This window comes from Agrobacterium tumefaciens (assembly GCF_013337285.1).
GTDB lineage: Bacteria > Pseudomonadota > Alphaproteobacteria > Rhizobiales > Rhizobiaceae > Agrobacterium > Agrobacterium burrii.
This window is the reverse complement of record NZ_SUPW01000002.1, coordinates 236455-253098: the sequence shown is the minus strand read 5'-3', so window position 1 is coordinate 253098 and position 16644 is coordinate 236455. Positions and strand designations below refer to the sequence as shown.

Below are 16644 nucleotides of genomic sequence, written 5' to 3'. Positions count from 1 at the left end.
TATGTGTAATCTGTACCGCGTGAAGACCAATCAGGAATCGATCCGCGACATCGTGGGTATCATGCAGGAACGGCTTAACCTGGAGCCAGACGTCGAGGTCTATCCAGATCGTCCAGCACCAGTGGTGCGTAATGGAGAGAGCGGTCGGGAGCTTGTCGGGCTGACGTGGGGCATGCCATCGCCTCAGTTCGTCACACAAGGCAAACCCGACACCGGCGTGACGAACATCCGCAACGTCACCTCTCCGCACTGGCGAAGATGGCTGCGACCGGAGAACCGGTGCGTAGTACCATGGACAACCTTTTGCGAATGGGAAGACACCAAGCCCCGAAAGACAAAGCGCTGGTTTGCGCTGAACGAGGAAACGTCCCTCGCCTTCTTCGCCGGGATCTGGACGGATTGGCATGGCGTCCGCGGATCGATGAAAAACCCACGCGAAGGTGAGCATCAGCTTTTCGCATTCCTGACGACGGATCCGAACGGCATCGTGAAACCGATCCACCCGAAGGCTATGCCGGTTATCCTGACAAATAAGGATGAGGTGGAAATGTGGCTGACCGCGCCGTGGGACGAGGCTAAGGCGCTTCAGCGGCCATTACCTGACGACGGCCTTGTGCTGCTGCCGGTCGAAGGAGAAGGCCAGCCGGCCGATCTATTCGGATAGGAGAAAGCGGATGCTCATAAAGCCAGAAGCACTCAGAGCGCGCGGCATCCTCGTCGTCGGGCAGCAAGCCGACGGCGATTACATGGATATGGATAGGGTGGCGCTGCCAACCGTCGATAATTGGCTTGTCGACGCAATCAAAACCAAGCCGGGATTTCTTGAGGTCTACGCTTATGCCGGCCCTGAAAGGTTCTGGGCCGATGACAACCGTGCGTCAGGGGCTTCAATGCAGATGATGTTCAGCGACGCCTTAAAGCTTGCTGCTGTTCTCTACATCGATCCGGCATTGTCTGGGCCAATCATTTCGTGGGTGAAAGCCGATTCTCCGGCAGACGCCCTGCATGAATGGACCAAGGAAATGCACGCTGGCGGAGCTTCCCCGGTGGCCAGCTTTGACCCGCCACACCCCACCCGCAAAGGCCACTGAAGAATGAGCGACCAAAACAATAAAGTCGGCGACGGCGTCCACGAGAACCACTACTGCGAGTATCCAGGCTGTAAGGCATGGGGTGGCTTTGGCTTCAGCCGTTCGAAGGCCGAGAAGTCCACGTGGCATTGCTGGGAGCATTATCCGCATAGGGATATTGACGCAGCCAGATCAAAAACTAAATAAATATACAGGGGCAAGGGGAAATCGTTTTGGAGCTGAGATATAACATCAATCTGCTGGAAGACGGCTCAGTGGTTACAAGGGACGGCGAATTTCTTGGCACATATCATTTGGATGCCGAGGATCATCCGTGGTTCATTCCTGATGGGGCAACGGAGCCGGTGCTTGGTGAAATGTTCTTTCCGATTTTTTGGGAAGCAATCGAAAACTGGCACCGGAAAAAAATGGGGCTGCCGCCTATTCCAGTACATTACCTAAAGCTTTAGCCGCCCGGAGAGGCCTTTTCTCTCTCCATCCGGTCTACCCGCTGGCGAAGATCTAGGATCACGTCTCTGGCACCATACACACTTCCCTGTGCCTGCTTCAGTTCGTCAAGTTGGCGCTGCTGATCGGCATCTATGTTCGTCTGGCTTGTCCAAACCCTTTCAAGCTCAGCGCGCGGCACTTGGGCATCACGAATATCCTTGATCGATCCTTCCATACGGTTCCGATCCTCTGCGCCTCGAGCTTGTCGCCATTCCATCTCCTGCCGGGTGACAACCTTTTCAGCCAGTACGGCGACGGCGCTTTCAAGGCGCGAGGTAGAGGAATTGATGGGCCAGTACGCAAGGCCGCCAATCACGGTGCAGAAGGTGATGGCAACACCGATTGCTGACCATTGAGGCTTATTCCGCTCCGACAAATTGGTTGAAAGCGCCGATATGGACGTTCTCATCTCGTTGGCAATGGCTGACATGCCATTTTCAACCTGCTTGAATCCGGCGCGCATCTCCGTCTCAAGATCGCTTTGCCGGCGGCCAAGATTGGTGACGCGCTCACCAAGCTGGGCGGTAACCGCATCGGTATAGCTGCGCTCGATGTTGCCGTTGTTCGCCATATCGTCGTTTCCTGCCATTATCCCAGCCTGGATGCGAGTAAAGAAAAGCCCCCGGCCATGGGTCGAGGGCGAATGTCGTGGGTGCTGTCAATTATCTCTGGCGCGTCCCTTCATGCGGTCTTGCACCTCAAGAAGCACCATACTCAGCAAGTATATTAGAAGGCCGATGTTTGCTTGCTCTGCCAACAGTAACGCGGCTTTAAGGTGATCCTCAATCGCCATCAGTTTTGAGTTGTCCATTTTCAAATCTCCTAAAGTAATGGAGACTTCGGTTTTACGATAAAACTAAAACCGTTGCTTTACCGTCAGGCGAGAAGCGCCTGTATTTTCGGAGCAACGAGAGCCGACTTAAGCTGATAGGCCTGCGCAGTCTGATGCAGTTTGTCAGTCGCGAAGTAAGTGGTGTTGTTCGGATCGGCCAGTTCGGGGATGTTGGCGTAGTCCACCATGTCGTCAGCGAACGTTGCCCAATTGGTGCGAATTTGCGAATTGATCGACAGGCGATAGGTTTCAGCCTGCGCGGTGTACGTCGCATCCACAACCTGTGTGTTGATGGTCGATACGACCACCTTCACACCCTGCGAACGCAGCCAGGCGCAATATCCCGAAATGGCATTGTAGACCGTCGTGTCCGTAGACGCAGCTCGAAGGTCATTGATCCCGGCATGGACGCGGGCAACACGCTTCGTTATTTCTGGATAGGCATTCATCAGTTCAAGGATGCGCGCCCGGTCGTTGGAGGAGTTGAGAGCCGTCATCGGGATAGAAGGCTGGCCGCAATTGAATATGGCTGTATCTGTCGGGCTGCCGAGTGCGCCGAATAGCTGATCCGGTTCCGTTGCCGTCATGCCAAGGCCAGCAGTGTATACAGCAACACTGCCCTGCCCTGCCGTGATGCTGTCTCCGATCATGAAGACGCCCTTGGTCTGCCCGATCTGGATAGGTGCGACGGCTTCAAGCTGCCGGCCGACCGACGCCATTTCGGCTTCGGTCAGGGCACGGGGGAAGATGACAACGGCCATGATCTCGCTGTAGCCGTTTCCATTCTCGATGTTGCCTCCTGTCAGCGTACCGGCCGCCAACCCACCCGCAACGGTCTCAATCTTCCGGTTGTTGTACCAAGTGATGCCGCTCGGGCCGCTGGCATAACCCATGATCGATACGCCGGATGTCTTGGGCGCACGTGATCCGACCTTAGTAACGCTGTTGGCTGAGTCGAGCAGACGCGGCCCGCCGCCCGGTGTCGTCAGGTCAGGGGTTGCCGTGCCATATTGCAACGTGGTGCCGAGACGTATCCAGTAAAAGGAGGCGCGGGCCAAATGCGGCTTGAAGACGAGGAAGACGGTATGGTTCGCACGGTCCACGGAAAGCCCTGCCGGGATCGGATATTGGACATTTGGACCACCAGTGAACGGCAATGCGCCGGCGTCGATCTGAGACCTGTATACCTTGCCACGCGCTCCTGCCGTTGGCTGGATCAGGTCATACCCGTTGCCTGATTGGTCGAAAAATGTATCAACTCGGGCGTCAGAGTTTGCGCCGCCGGCATAGGTCTCTATCGCTGCAAGGTCTAGACGATCACTCGCCCATCCAAACGTCTGCGGTGTCGTCGGGTTGGCGGCTCGCGCTACTTTCGCTGCGCTTCCGGCCCAGCCAGCCATACGCACAGTGCCGGCGAATAGCAGAGGCGCGACAGGCAGGCTGACAGGCAGTTTTGGGACGCCCTTTGGCTTACCCGACAACCCGAGAGACAGGCCAAGTCCAAGACCGATCATTGCGCAATCCTTTTGCTGTAATCGTCTGCCCATGCTTGGCAGTCTCTGGCCAACTGGTCGCGGTTGTCGGCGGCGACATTCCAGCGCCACGAGTGGATCACCCACGGCTCGTCGCGTAGCTTCACTCGCTCCATGAGTGCGGTGCAGGCTGCCGGGAAAACGAGGACCGGCTGACGGGCGGCAGTCTCGCCCTTGACGACAGATGCAGCCTTGAGGCGTTCTCCGGTCGTTTGGCATCCGGTAAAGCTCATGAGGATCAGCGCAACGGCTGCGATGATTAACGCTCGGATAGCCATTTCTTGTCGCTTTCGTTGGGGCGGGAAAGGGTGGCGTCCTTGGCGGCTTCTTCGGCCAGCCGGTCAACCTCAGCCTCTGCGGCCTGTTTCGCCTTGGTTGCCTCGTCAGCGCGTTTCGTGGCTGCGGCCAACGATTGGTCGACCGCTTCACGAAGCGCTTGCTCACGGTCGAGCTTTGCCTGAAGCGCATCCCTTTCGGATTGCAGCACGTAACCAGACAGTGCTTGCCGACGGACGGCGGGATTATCGATCGTCACGTTGTAGAGGTGAGCAACGGCCAACATCGCCAGCGCGCCGACGGTCATGTAGATGTAGCTGAGGGCGCTCATGGCTCCACCTTTACCGTTGTGTCGGTATCGCCCTGATCCACCGCCTGCTGGGCGATGTCCGCTTTGACCTGAGTGTTCTTCTCCCAGACAGCGCCGAAGACGTAGGAACCGATGATGCCGCCGATGAGCAAGATCAGGTTCATCGCTACCGTGTCGCTAAGAGCAATTGGCCGGCCCCAGATCGCAAGGTACGTCACGAGGCCACCCGACCAGATCAGGGCAATGATGATGATGCGCCGACGCACCGCCCACTCAACAGAGGCCTTGTGATCCATGAAGAACTTCATCACATCCGCACCTTCACATCGCGCCGCATCTTGTCGCCGCACGCCTTCGCGCCGATCAGGGAGGCATCGAACGGCACGCGGGTGATGTCCCATTTGCCATTTTGCTTGATGCCAAGATTCGGCTGCACTTCGGCATGGGTCAGGACGGTCTTGTCGGTGATAGGGATTTTGTAGAACGCCGCGAGGTGCGCAACCACCTCCATGCCCCGCGCCCACTGTGCTTCGGTCAGCGGGAACTTCCCGGGGTTGAACGGGCTTTCGATCGCACCAGCCATCGAAGCGAAGGAAACGCCGATCGATCCTGTATTGCAGCCGCGAGTATGGGCGGCATAGTCATCGTCAGCGGTGTTGACGTTGTCGGCAATGGCGTGATCGCCACGCACAACGTTGCCAGTCCCCTCAATGATTAAGTGATAATGCTCCTTGTCGAGATCAGACGCCCGATAAGCGCCGGCAGACCAATGCACAACGACGCGCACCATCTTAACCGGCTGGAGCCATTCCAGCGGAAGCTTGTAAGTCATAGCGATGTCCTGATTGTGGGTACAAAAAAGGCGCCCCGAAGGACGCCTATGGATAACTGAACCGGAAACGAACCTGTTAGTTCGACAAAACCTCAAGAGTTGCTATCAACCTTGCCTTATCGTTTTCCGTCATTGATGTGATGGTTTTCGCAAAACTCAAAAAGTCTATGGCCACACCGCGCGGAAGAGTACACTTCTTTTCAGGTTCAAGCTTCGCGAGTTGGTCTGTCTTCTTTCGAATTACCGTTGGGCAACTGAAAACTGAACTTCCAGATCGCGAAGCCGGCAATTCAGGAATGCGGCTGCAATCAACTGCAAAATGATCCGCGTATATGCCTTCTGAATTCAAGAACATCAGGCTGTAAACATCGTTCGTATTGTCGAAATAGAAGCAAAAGTGGTACTTGGCTTTGCCAGCAACCTCGCTTTTGAATAAAATGATGTCGCCTACTGCAAATGTCATATCAGAGGCGCGATACGTCCCTGATTTCACGTGCTTTTTCGAAGTTGGGTGTATCGAAAAGCAGACCAAGGCTCATGGGGAACTGTTTCCGCTCAGCCTCATCTTCCCATGCATCGATGTAAGCAGCATCTTCGTGGGTCAGCTTTCGTATTTGACCAAACGAAAGGCTGCTAACTGTTGTCACAGCATCTTCAATCGCGGCCTTATCGCTTGGAGACAGGAAATCGTCCACCCAACTCGCATCGGCATGAAAATATTCGCGCTTGCCTTCCCCGATACTTTTGCTTTCCCAGGGGAGCTCTTTAATCTCGAAATATCGCATTCTCCATGTGTTCTCTTTCAAAAGGTCATATGCCACTGATGGAACAGGGCCATGGATCATCGCCACATAGGTGTCATTCGTTACGAGACGACCGAACCTATTTAGGTGCGCCCGATCAGCAAGAAACAGAGACTTTACAACATCATACTGCGTAAAATGCTCTTCCTTACTTTCTGCTGTTGCAATCGCATACGCTATGGACGCGACTATCCGGTCGCAATCAACTGCGATATCTACGACTTCAGCCTTCGACCTAGCCATTGTCATTTTCCGACTCGAATTCATTATGCAATGTCAATAGCAGAAACGCACAATCCATCAAATAGTGGCGACACGAAGAGAATTAAATAAATATGTGAACAATGCATTACGCCCCCACTGTACCTCGCGTACAGTCGCCATTGTTGTCTCCTGATTTTAGAAGTTGCTTAGGTGCGGTTACACTGGAGATGAAAATGCCGGTATTGGGCCTCGCGCCATGAGGCGGGCTTATCCATCGGTCGTATAGCATTCGATATGCCGCAGATCATCGCAGCCGCTGCAATCTCTGGTGCCAGCATCCCGCACCCTGTCCCCATGCCGGGGAACGCCACTGATTGCAGACCTTTATTCACCGCCTCCGCTGTCGCGGCCCTTGCGGCAAGCATCACATCGTTGGCGTCGAGTATTTGCTTCGGAACGCGCATTGTCGGCGCGGAAATCAACCACGGAATACGCTCATTATCCGTCGAGACCGTTAGAGCCTGGCCAACAAGCAATTCCCCGAATGGGAGCTTGGCGATTTCAGCCTGAACGCGCTCTTGAGCGCCCCACCCAAATAAAGCGCTGTAGGCGTAATCCACACCACCATCCATGAAGCCGAACGAATTTGCCGGGCTGACAACGGCGCTTGCTTCGAGTTCATCAAGGGTCCCGTGAAATAACTCGATATCCCGCTGTTCAGCGAAAGCGGAGAGGATCGCCGGGTTCCTGTCGAAGATGATAATCCGCATCATGGCCACTCAATTTGAGCGGCGGCCTTTGCGGCCGGGATTGTCGATGCAGCCGAAACAGAGGCTTTCCCGCCCAGCCTAAGCGCCTCGATCCGAGCGCCGACAACGCGCCACGTCTGATAGGCAGAATCCACGACCTGAGCGACCTGGATCAACGTCGGCGCGGTTATGCCCACCTCTGCGGACAGGAGCGGAAAATAACTTCCATCAATCTCGCCAGATCCGACAAGCGCAAGCACCTCTGCGGCTTCCTGCGCCTTCTGCTGATACGTCATCGCTTGGCCAGCGCCGCCGGTGATGTAGTGAAGACGCGCAATTTCCGCATCCGCGTCGATCTTGCTGGCCAGCTTCAATTTCCACTGGTCGAGATCTAGGTTTGCATCCGGGTCAGGGTCTTCCACGGCTGGGGCGTCAACGATCTGGAACCCACCTATTGTGGTCACAGCCTTGCCCGTGTCAATGGCCGCCAGCGCCTCAGAATACTGTGTTTCGGTGATTTCAATGGCACCGTCGCGGGCATCGGTGCAGATGCCACCTTCGAAAGCATAGGGCATTATTTGATCCTCACGTAATAATCGACACCGATGTTTCGCGACCTAGTTTCAGTGTCGCCTGCGGAGTTGATAGTGATCCCAGTCGTTGACGTTGAAACGGCGTCGTTGAAGAATTTTTGGTTCGAAATGCCCTGGTTATCGATGCGGGGAATACTGGCCACACCGGATGCGCCATCGCCTATGAGCGCATGCTTATGGCCGGGGTCGTTGATCGAGTGGCCATGCGAACCAAATGCGCTATCCTGAAGAGTACCGGCCGAGCCGGCGCGAAGGAACCGCCGCTCTGTGTTGATGAGCCTGACCACTTGCCCATTCAGAACTGATCCGGATAGATTAATGGTCGCATACGCCGAAACGACAGGCTGCGACCCGGAAATGACTTCCGATGTCAAAACGCCTTCATTGTACGAGCCTGCCCCGGTTTGCCCCGCCGTCAGCAAAACATAGCGATAGGCCTTGTTTTTGGGCGGTTCTGGTATCTGTGTGATGCCGTGCCGAAGGGCGATCAGCGCGCCGACCGGCTGCTGAGACCATGGGTCAGCAAGTAGCGCGTCAACTTCTTCCCTTGAATAATAGTTTGACGGGTCAATCGATTCAGCAAACCCCTGTGCGTCATCGCGATACTGCTGCGCCAAATCCCTAGCATCTTTTGCAGCTTGCGCGTTCTCAGCCGCATTTTGAACATCGACCAGATTGTCTCCCACAGCCTGAACGGCAGGAGCAACGCCAGCGACCGTCGCCACTTCGCCTCTGATGCCAGCGACAGTAACGACGGCGTCGCGGATACCCGACACATTGATGACTTCATCGTCAATCGCAGCAACTTGCACGACCTGCGGCGCGATAGCGGCGACCGTGTCGAGCGCGTCTGCACTGGCCGACAATCTCAGAACATCAGCGATAAGCGCGTTCAGTTCCTCTGGATCAGCAGACGCCGGGATTTTCACCGTCCGGTTAATCTGCTCCTGAAGCTGCTGGTCGCGCATTGCTGCCAGATCAAACGCTGCTTCGACCACATCGGGGAAATAGGCACCCTGATTTTCCAGCGCCGTTTCCTGCTTGAAAGGTACCTTGCGCAGGATTTTGACGACTTCGCCCACAGTGGGGGGGGCAAGGATCGTAACGCTGCCAGTCTGGCCGCCAACATCGGCAACAGTATAGTGGACGCCCAGAGTGAGGACGCTTTCTGCGCCGGATACAAGACGCTTGATAACCTGGAGGTGAGTTTCATCGATGATCCTGAATTCGTACGGGAAAACAGTGGTCACATTGTTTCCGAAATACGGACCGGCAGAATTTGTTTCGCTCGAAACAGTCATGCTTCACCCCATAAAAAAAACGCCCCCGGAGGAGCGTTGGTGAATTGTGAATGGCGGGCAGATCATTTCGACTTGCCCATGATGTATTCCAAGGGCGAGACATCTTCGCCTTCGGCCTGCCGCCACGTCGCATCGACGAAGCGGTTTATCTGGGTGGACGGGATGTGCAGGAACAATCCGCCAGCATCGACGATGGATCGAATAAACGCCTTATCCACTTCGCCCTGAGAGGCTTGGAAGATAGGCCGCGCTATGGTGTCCATGATTGAACCGTAGGCGCCGCCGCCGCTGAAGCCTTGCACCGCGCTCGCGGCGTCTCGCACAAACGGAAGAGTTCCGGCTGCACTAAGGGCGGTTTGCTTGGCGAGGAATTCCGCCCAGCCGTCATCGTCATCGTCGTCATCGCCCCATGGCAGCTGGCCCCGCACCAGCGCCGCAAGGACAGCTTCGACCGTGAACAGCATGACCATGTCGGAAGTCCACGACAAAACCTGCCGGGGATCTCGGAATTCGGTCTGCCGTGTTTTTTCGTAAGCGACGTTGAACTTTGCGAACATATACGACCCGAGCGCCGTGAAGAGCCGCACGACGTCGTTCTGCCGAACGTTGCGAGACAGGGAGCCGCGCTCGATCGGCGTCCGGTCAGAGAAGTTGCCCGAGGCCGCTGCGCGCGCCACGATCCGGTCAGCATGCGCTATGGCGTCCGCTTCGCTCCTGCCTTCCTCTGTGGCCTGCCTGTAGCCCGCAAGCCATGTTGGCATGTCCACCGTGTAGAACTGCGCCTTCTGCATCAGCCAGAAGCCCCACGGCGCGAGATAATCGCTTGTGAACTGCGATATCCGGTTTTGCGAGGGACCGGTTCTGACGTCTCCGAGGATGTCATAAACATCCTTGTTGAAGGTGGTTTCGCGCTCACGCATGAATGGCGACTTGTCGATGATGATGCTGGCCGCGCTGCCTGGCCCGCCCAGAGGCCGGCGGAAGACATCCTGCATACCCAGCAGCATATTCTTCTTTCCGACCACGACAAACGACTGTGCGATGCCTGTAGGCTGGAGCAAAACCGTTGTGAGGTTGAAGGCCAGCTTCGAAACGGTGAAGCCCGACTTCATCTTGCGCGCCCACCTGTTCATGAAGTCAGCGCCGCGGACCTCCCCGCTTGCCACGTCCTGCAACCACACCTCGAGCGCATCGAAGTCAGATTTCATTCCCCGATCAAGGAAGGCACTTTTCACCTCATTGTTCTGCAGGATGCGCCACGAGTTCGCGACGACCTCCGACAGTGCAAGGTCGTGCATCACCTGATTGACGTGGCCATGAAGGACGCCGATATCGATCAGCACCGGGCGGCCCGAGGAATTCGAACGTTCCTTCGTGTGGCCGTTCTTCGTCTGGGCTTTGCCAAAGCGACCGCCAGTCATCGAGGCCGCAAGGTCATGAAGATCATCATCGCGTGCGAGAGACGAAATCTCGGCGTCATATTTCAGCGGGTAGTAACCGCCTTTGAACGTACCGTATTTCGTCTGAACTTCACGCGCAGCAATCTTTTCAGGTGCGACGCCGGTAACGCGCTTTTCGCGGGCTTCGATATCTGGCCAGTAGCCGTCGATCAAATCCCATGCCGACTGGACAAACTTCCAGTCACGAGCATCAAGACGTGAAAGGGCCATGTCGATCTGGCCGGGGGTGAAGTGACCTTTGACACGGACGTCCGTAAGGCGCTGGAAGTTACCTTCGTTCCCGACATTCAGCGCCAACGAAATCAAATCCCACTTCGAGAACTGGCCATTCAATTCCGGAACAGATTGCAGCCGCGTCATCGAACGGCGTTCTTCCTTCGAGTAGACGGAATAAAGCTTCTCGAAATCCTCTCCCGCCTGACGACGCTTGACCGTCAGTTCGTTGACGGCTTCGTCGATCGGTGCCTTGATATGGCGATAGGCAGCGCCATCCTTGAAACCGTCGATTTCGCGCAAGATGGTGTCCGCAGTCTTGACCAGATTGAGATAGCTCCGGAAGCCCTCCTTTGCTCCGCCTCTTCCCGACTTCGCGCGGGACGGCGCGCTGCCCTTCACGTTTTCGTCGAACTCCGCAACGATATCCCCGGCGACGGCGTCCAGTTCCCGTTCGCGCTTGGCGTCCTTCAGCCTCTGCTTGAGACGCGCCGTGTGTTCGATGTTCTTCAAGGTGTCGATGATGCCCCGGAGCTCCTCGACAGAAAGCTGCTTGTACGGCCGGCGGCGAGCGTCCTGGACAACGCTGTCAGGGATCGACAGTTCGTTCTCCCGGCCCTCTGCCGTCATCCGATCGACATAGGCCAACAGGGAGCCGCGGCGCTGTTCGGCATTCACCGAAAGCTTCCGGAAGTCGTAACGTTCAAGCAGTTCGTCGATCGCCTCCAGATAATCACCGGCAAGGTTTTGACGAGTGGATCGCTTGCCCAGCTTCGAGACGAACCGTTCAGCCTTCTCCACCTCTTCTGCTGCCTTGACACTTTCAGCATAGAGCATGTGGTTCATAAGCTGCCGACGCTTCTGCTCGACGAGGAGCGAGACGGCATCGTTATATCGATCCGTTGAAGCGTTTGCGCGGTCGGTCGCACTGTTGGCGGCCCGCAGCGAGCCATTGCGAACAGCGGACTGAACATCCCGGCGACGCTGGCGAGACCAAAGATTTTCACGCTCCACCAAGCGAGCAAGCTTGATTGCCTCATTCGCAGCCTTTCTTTCGGCCGTCAGGAAGCGATTGCTGTTGATGGCATCACGAACCTGCATCCGGCTTACTGTTAGCCTTGCAGCCTCTCTGGCCTGAGCAACGGTAGTGCTAGGCGAAGTGTCTCCCGCCCGTGCCTTAAGCACCTTCAGTTCGGCGGCAAGGAACTGCGCTCGCTTGTCATTATGGAAAGCATCCAAAGCCCGTTCTTCGATCTGACCATCGCGCAGAACATCGCCATGCCTCTCACGCATCAATCTGTCGGTTTCCGCATCGATCGCTTCCCGACGCAACGGTGCTTTCTCAAGTGACTGGACGAGCGCGTCGCCGCTCTCGAACCCGAACCAGCCAGCGACCTCATCAGGATCCATGCCGCCTTCGTTGGCATAGAGCGTGAAACGACCCCTTGGCAGCGTTTTCAGGACGCCTTCGCCGTAGCGGTCAACCAACATCTGGCGGTCAAGGCGCATGTCCGGCATGCCTTCGGGGGTTTCCCCGCCCAACCAACGACGGTTGCCGAGCCATTCCCATGCGCGATAGACCGGCGCGCGGTTGATCTGGTCGGTCACCTCGTCGCGGACTTTGCCCTTTTCTTCCTTGAACCAGCGTTCAGTCTCCCGCTTTATCGGCGCCATGATCTCCTGACGCAGTTTTTCATTCGCAGCATCAACGGACTGATCGTGCAGCTTAACCAGTTGGCGATAGTCGTCTGGGGATAGGCCAGCAGCGTCCGCCGCAGCGAAAAGCATATCGTCTGACAGATCGGAGCGAGCGGCCTGAATTTCATCGTCAGTGGCCAGCATCCGGTCAAAGACCGTTCTGATTTCCGGCGAGATGCTGACATTCAAACCTCGAAGGGTTTTGTAAAGGCGCATCAGCCATTGAGCGAAGCGCTCGAAAGCGGATCGAAGCTCGATAGACGGAGCTTTGCCTTCCATCACATAGGCCTCGAAGCCACGGGCGAACTGTTCATGCATGCCCACCTCGACAGCCCTGTCGATAGCCGCATCGCCTGATGTTCCCTGCTGGATGACGTCATTGACGTTCTGCGCAGAAACCTTGAGGCCAGTCGCCTGAGTTGCATCGGTTGCGACCGCTTCCGCATTGGCAGCCCACCAAGTCCTGACGGCGTCATGCATCTCCTGAATATCCGGCCCCATCGTCCGCAGGTCTTCCAGCGTGAAAAGGAAGTAGTGCGCGGATTCATGGATGGTCGTGGACAGATCAGCGCTTTCGAAAAGGCTGATGATGACCGAGCTTTCCGAAGCGCCGCCGAGCGGAAGCTGGATAGAACCACGACGTTCGCTTTGAAACAGCGTCTTGGAGTTTGCCGGGACATCAGTTATAGTCACCTCATTCCCGCCATCGTTTCGGACGTTGGGACTGATGGTTTTAGCAATGCTAGAATAGTCACTCGTGGCGGGATATTTTCTCATCGATACCGCTGCCAGCGCCTTCCGACCACGTCGAGCCTCTTCGATGTAGAGCGTCGTGCCGTCGTCGAGCTTCTTGAGGTAGCCCACAAGTTCCTCACCGCGCCGACCCTTGGCGCCGGTGACAACCTTATCAGCCGAAGCGATCATATCGGGAATGCCGACCAGATCCTCTTCAGTGATCGGCACCATTCCGCGCGCGGTTTCCTTGCCGGCATCGCCATGATTTTTGAGGATGTGGCGGATAGCCGAACTGTCGATCGTATGGCGGTAGCCGTGAATATCGAAGCCTGTTTGCTGTTCAACGATATCAGCGACCGCATCCGAGACCTGAGCAATTTCGACCACCTGAGATTCACCTCGGGGGGCGGTCTGGGAAAAGGAAACGAGATCGGAAAGCGACTGGCGCAGCTTCGCCAGCTTCTGCCGCAGCGTCGCCTGGCCGAACGTCCTCCCATTTTCGGCCTCTGCCTTCTCCAGCGCTCCGCGAATGACATCGTCAGCGTCATCGAGCGTGACGCCCAATTCGCTCAGATACGCGATATTGCGTTCCATCGTAGCGCCGCGTTCATCGATCTGGGCTTCGCCCGCATACTGGACGTTGCCCCGAAGCTCTTCATCGATCGCATCCAGCAGGGCTTTCCCAATGTCCGGAACTTCTGTGCCGTTTTCCAGCGCAGCGCGGTACTCGATTGCTACGGGATTGTCCTGCAAATAACCAGCATCGAGCATAGCCTGGGCGACATCATCAATGCCATGCTTCTTGCCCGATCCACCGCCGAACATGTCTCGCACGCCATCGACGACACCACCCCGCGCAAGGCGCAGCGTCTTCTTGCCCTTGCCGCGTTTGATGACTGCAGCATCACGGGATTTCAGTTCGCCGCCAACGTCATTGATACCGCCATATTCAGAAATGGCCTCCAACAACGAAGGACCATTGTTGACGGTCTTCGGGATATAGGAACGCATCTCCGCCAGCTGGCGCGTGAGTTGGTCGACATTCTTCGGCTTAAGACCTTCTGGAATAGCGCCGCGAACCAGCGGCAGCGGGTTTCGCTGAGCAAACTCTTCCTGCGTCATCCCCGAGCGGGCCGCCATCGTCCTGCGCATCGCGATCAGCGGCATGGCCTCAAAGCGAGCGACATCGGTCGAGCGACCGGCGGCGCGAAGACGGCCAATCATCTCGTCCAGCTCCTGGACGTCGAGCGAGCGGTCTCGCTCATCAGCAATCCGGGCAGCTTCCGATTCCTCGAATGCTTCCATCTGGATTTCCGACGAGCGGGCATTGAATTCCTGCGCTTCAGCGAACGTCATCGCATCCGGCGAAAATCTCATGTTCTCGCGAAGGAAGACATCGAAATCAGAACCGGCAAGCTTGGCCGCATAGGTGGCGGTTGGAATACGGATGTCCCCGCCCGTGGCAAGCGCAGTGTCCCAATCGGCCACATCGACGCCCGGAAGCTCACCCAGAAACTCCGTGGGATCGTATCGATAGCTCTGAAACAGTTCCTGCATCTTCTCGGCCGGAACGAAGACATCCTGAATTGATGTGCCTTCTGTTGCCTTGCCGACGAAGTCCATGAACGAACCGTCGAGACGCTGGCGGAGCTTCGATACCATGGCTTTGTCGCCTAGCTCGTCGATCTTCACCTTTGCGTCGGTCGCTTGGACGGATTCCGTGCGCTGCTTGAAGAGCTTTCTTCCAGCGATACCCATATCGACAGGGGTTGAGGCAATTTCGGCTAGACCTTCGGCAAGAATTTCGCCCCAATTGATTTCCTGTCCAGCCGCTACACGAGCCGTGTATTCGCCCGCCGACCCCGACACCGCCTGTGAAACGGTCTGAGCGATGGCCTCAACGAATGGCGATCGAGAAAACGACACGCCCGCCAAACCCACAGAGGCCATATCGAACAAACCAATGATGGCGCCGCGAATAGCGCCTCTATCCGCGGCTTCCTTCAGCAGTGCCGGATCGTCAATGACACGCTGAACGTCTTCAGCACTGGCGAAATTGATACCCTTCTCCTGAAGGAACTCCGCCGGCGAAGTGTATCGTTCGGTCGCATACGATCCTGCCCCCATGGTGGCGGCACCCAACGACGGATTTCGAGAAACGGCGGTCACACCAAGCGCGGCGGCCATCTGTGGGAGGGATTCGCCGGCAGTGGTCAGCGCCCACGTCATCATGCCGAGCGGATTCCTGACCGCCTCATTGACCAGATTGCTTGCAGCCTCCCCGAAAGTTTCGCCCTTCAAGCCATTTTCTTCAAACTCCTGAGCGCTCAACGGTTTCGGGGCTTGCGAAGACGCCTTCATGTTTTCGACGAGCCGGCCTGCATACTCGCGCGCTGCTTCGGCATCGTCGGTCCCGATCAAGTCCGCATATCGAGCATCGACATACCGAGCGACGGTGGAGGCCAGATCACCAACAGTTGGCATCAGGGTCACATCGCGACCGTCGGCATCTTTGACCACGTCCTGTTCGGACTGCAGTAACTGACCGAACGACATATCGCGATCCTGAAAGCGGCCCGCCGTTTGTTCAAGCATGTACTGATTGCCGACCTGCGAAAGCCGCTGACCAGCACGAATGCCGGTGTTCTTGACGGCGCGACCAGCACCTTCGAACCACGACAGGTTCTCCAGATCATCCCAAGCCGCCCGCGCGTTGTCTGCGTCCTGAAGCCACTGCGCTGTTCGCGGAGATGCCTTCAACACGGAAGTATTCCGAAGTGAGGTCAGACGGTCCTCAAGCATGCTTCGGCCGGCATTTGCGAGGTCAGCATTCAAGCCGAAAGCTTTGCCCAGCTTTACGTCCGAAGCGAATTCGTCAGGATTAGTTTTGCGTGCGTTGCCCAAAACGAAATCGGTCTTGCCGGTTTGGGCGGCATCCTGGCGCGTCTTCCAGACGTCGTATTCTTCCAGTGTCGGCATGTCTTCTCCAAGGGGCCACTCGACAAGCGCCCCAACCTCTGGTTTCTTTGAAGCCAATGAGGTTGCGGGGTGTCAGATGATCACGGCGGTGTTTGCGGTATTTGCTTTGGCGCTTGGTTGGTACGCGCCAAGAAGAATTTCTGAATGGCTGGCGAAGAGCGGCATCAAGCCGGTTTGGCTTGTCGCCGTTTGGGTCATCCTGGTCGTTATCGGCTTTGCGTCGAGCATGGCAGCAGTGGCGATTTTGAGAGAGCAACCGTACCTTCACTCAACGTTGCTCTTCCCGCTCATCGCTACCGTCTTCGTCGCGCCGTTTGCGTTGTGGCGAGGCGCGAAGAGTTTTCGTCCGACTGTGAAAGCGAGTTAAGGCCGTGCGTTTCCTATATTTGATCACTTCCATAACCTGCGCAGTGGCCGTTTCCGGCTGCGTTCAGCAGGAGGCGCAGAGAGAGCAGCTTCGGAATAAGATTGCTAAAACCTGCACAAACTATGGCTTCAAGGCTGGTACAGACGCTTATTCCAACTGTCTGATGCAGGTGGACATGCA

General features: G+C 56.6%; 17 protein-coding genes. 4 read left to right on the top strand and 13 right to left on the bottom strand.

Annotated features, from left to right (window positions below; genetic code table 11):
• Position 1: 1 nt before the first annotated feature.
• From FCH38_RS07065 to FCH38_RS07055, 3 genes are all read left to right on the top strand, one after another.
• A complete protein-coding gene (locus FCH38_RS07065) occupies positions 2-664 on the top strand; it encodes an SOS response-associated peptidase (protein ID WP_174373327.1) in 663 nt (220 codons plus the stop codon).
• A 10-nt stretch (positions 665-674) separates the two neighbouring features.
• Positions 675-1091 (top strand): hypothetical protein, encoded by a 417-nt coding sequence (locus FCH38_RS07060; RefSeq protein ID WP_174373326.1) that lies wholly within the window; start codon positions 675-677, stop codon positions 1089-1091.
• A 212-nt stretch (positions 1092-1303) separates the two neighbouring features.
• Positions 1304-1540 (top strand): hypothetical protein, encoded by a 237-nt coding sequence (locus FCH38_RS07055; RefSeq protein WP_174373325.1) that lies wholly within the window; start codon positions 1304-1306, stop codon positions 1538-1540.
• Here FCH38_RS07055 and FCH38_RS07050 read toward each other — a convergent pair.
• From FCH38_RS07050 to FCH38_RS06990, 13 genes are all read right to left on the bottom strand, one after another.
• Entirely contained in the window at positions 1537-2151 is a 615-nt protein-coding gene (locus FCH38_RS07050; protein WP_236776575.1) for a hypothetical protein, read from the bottom strand. The two genes, FCH38_RS07055 and FCH38_RS07050, sit on opposite strands and share 4 nt — an antisense overlap.
• 87 nt (positions 2152-2238) lie before the next feature.
• The gene (locus tag FCH38_RS07045) at positions 2239-2391 is read right to left on the bottom strand and encodes a hypothetical protein (RefSeq protein WP_174373323.1); all 153 of its coding nucleotides are present in this window, start codon (positions 2389-2391) and stop codon (positions 2239-2241) included.
• 65 nt (positions 2392-2456) lie between these two features.
• A complete protein-coding gene (locus FCH38_RS07040) occupies positions 2457-3926 on the bottom strand; it encodes an SGNH/GDSL hydrolase family protein (protein ID WP_174373322.1) in 1470 nt (489 codons plus the stop codon).
• Entirely contained in the window at positions 3923-4222 is a 300-nt protein-coding gene (locus FCH38_RS07035) for a hypothetical protein (protein ID WP_174373321.1), read from the bottom strand. Before FCH38_RS07035 ends, FCH38_RS07040 begins: the two co-directional genes overlap by 4 nt.
• Positions 4204-4551, bottom strand: a complete 348-nt coding sequence (locus tag FCH38_RS07030; RefSeq protein ID WP_174373320.1) for a hypothetical protein — start codon at positions 4549-4551, stop codon at positions 4204-4206. Before FCH38_RS07030 ends, FCH38_RS07035 begins: the two co-directional genes overlap by 19 nt.
• Positions 4548-4838: a hypothetical protein gene (locus FCH38_RS07025; RefSeq protein ID WP_174373319.1), complete on the bottom strand. Its 291-nt coding sequence runs from the start codon at positions 4836-4838 to the stop codon at positions 4548-4550. The genes FCH38_RS07030 and FCH38_RS07025 overlap by 4 nt, the downstream gene beginning before the upstream one ends.
• The gene (locus FCH38_RS07020; protein WP_174373318.1) at positions 4838-5362 is read right to left on the bottom strand and encodes a peptidoglycan recognition protein family protein; all 525 of its coding nucleotides are present in this window, start codon (positions 5360-5362) and stop codon (positions 4838-4840) included. Before FCH38_RS07020 ends, FCH38_RS07025 begins: the two co-directional genes overlap by 1 nt.
• A gap of 76 nt (positions 5363-5438) precedes the next feature.
• Positions 5439-5855: a hypothetical protein gene (locus FCH38_RS07015; RefSeq protein WP_174373317.1), complete on the bottom strand. Its 417-nt coding sequence runs from the start codon at positions 5853-5855 to the stop codon at positions 5439-5441.
• A complete protein-coding gene (locus tag FCH38_RS07010) occupies positions 5827-6408 on the bottom strand; it encodes a Panacea domain-containing protein (protein WP_174373316.1) in 582 nt (193 codons plus the stop codon). Before FCH38_RS07010 ends, FCH38_RS07015 begins: the two co-directional genes overlap by 29 nt.
• A gap of 167 nt (positions 6409-6575) precedes the next feature.
• Positions 6576-7142, bottom strand: coding sequence for a macro domain-containing protein (locus FCH38_RS07005; protein ID WP_174373315.1), 567 nt, complete (start codon positions 7140-7142; stop codon positions 6576-6578).
• Positions 7139-7693 (bottom strand): hypothetical protein, encoded by a 555-nt coding sequence (locus tag FCH38_RS07000; RefSeq protein WP_174373314.1) that lies wholly within the window; start codon positions 7691-7693, stop codon positions 7139-7141. The genes FCH38_RS07005 and FCH38_RS07000 overlap by 4 nt, the downstream gene beginning before the upstream one ends.
• The gene (locus FCH38_RS06995) at positions 7693-9012 is read right to left on the bottom strand and encodes a hypothetical protein (protein ID WP_174373313.1); all 1320 of its coding nucleotides are present in this window, start codon (positions 9010-9012) and stop codon (positions 7693-7695) included. Before FCH38_RS06995 ends, FCH38_RS07000 begins: the two co-directional genes overlap by 1 nt.
• A gap of 62 nt (positions 9013-9074) precedes the next feature.
• Positions 9075-16097 carry a hypothetical protein gene (locus FCH38_RS06990; RefSeq protein ID WP_174373312.1) on the bottom strand — a complete coding sequence of 2341 codons (7023 nt, stop codon included), beginning with the start codon at positions 16095-16097 and terminating at the stop codon, positions 9075-9077.
• A gap of 76 nt (positions 16098-16173) precedes the next feature.
• Between FCH38_RS06990 and FCH38_RS06985 the strand changes: the two genes are divergently transcribed.
• The gene (locus tag FCH38_RS06985; RefSeq protein ID WP_174373311.1) at positions 16174-16464 is read left to right on the top strand and encodes a hypothetical protein; all 291 of its coding nucleotides are present in this window, start codon (positions 16174-16176) and stop codon (positions 16462-16464) included.
• Positions 16465-16644: the final 180 nt, after the last annotated feature.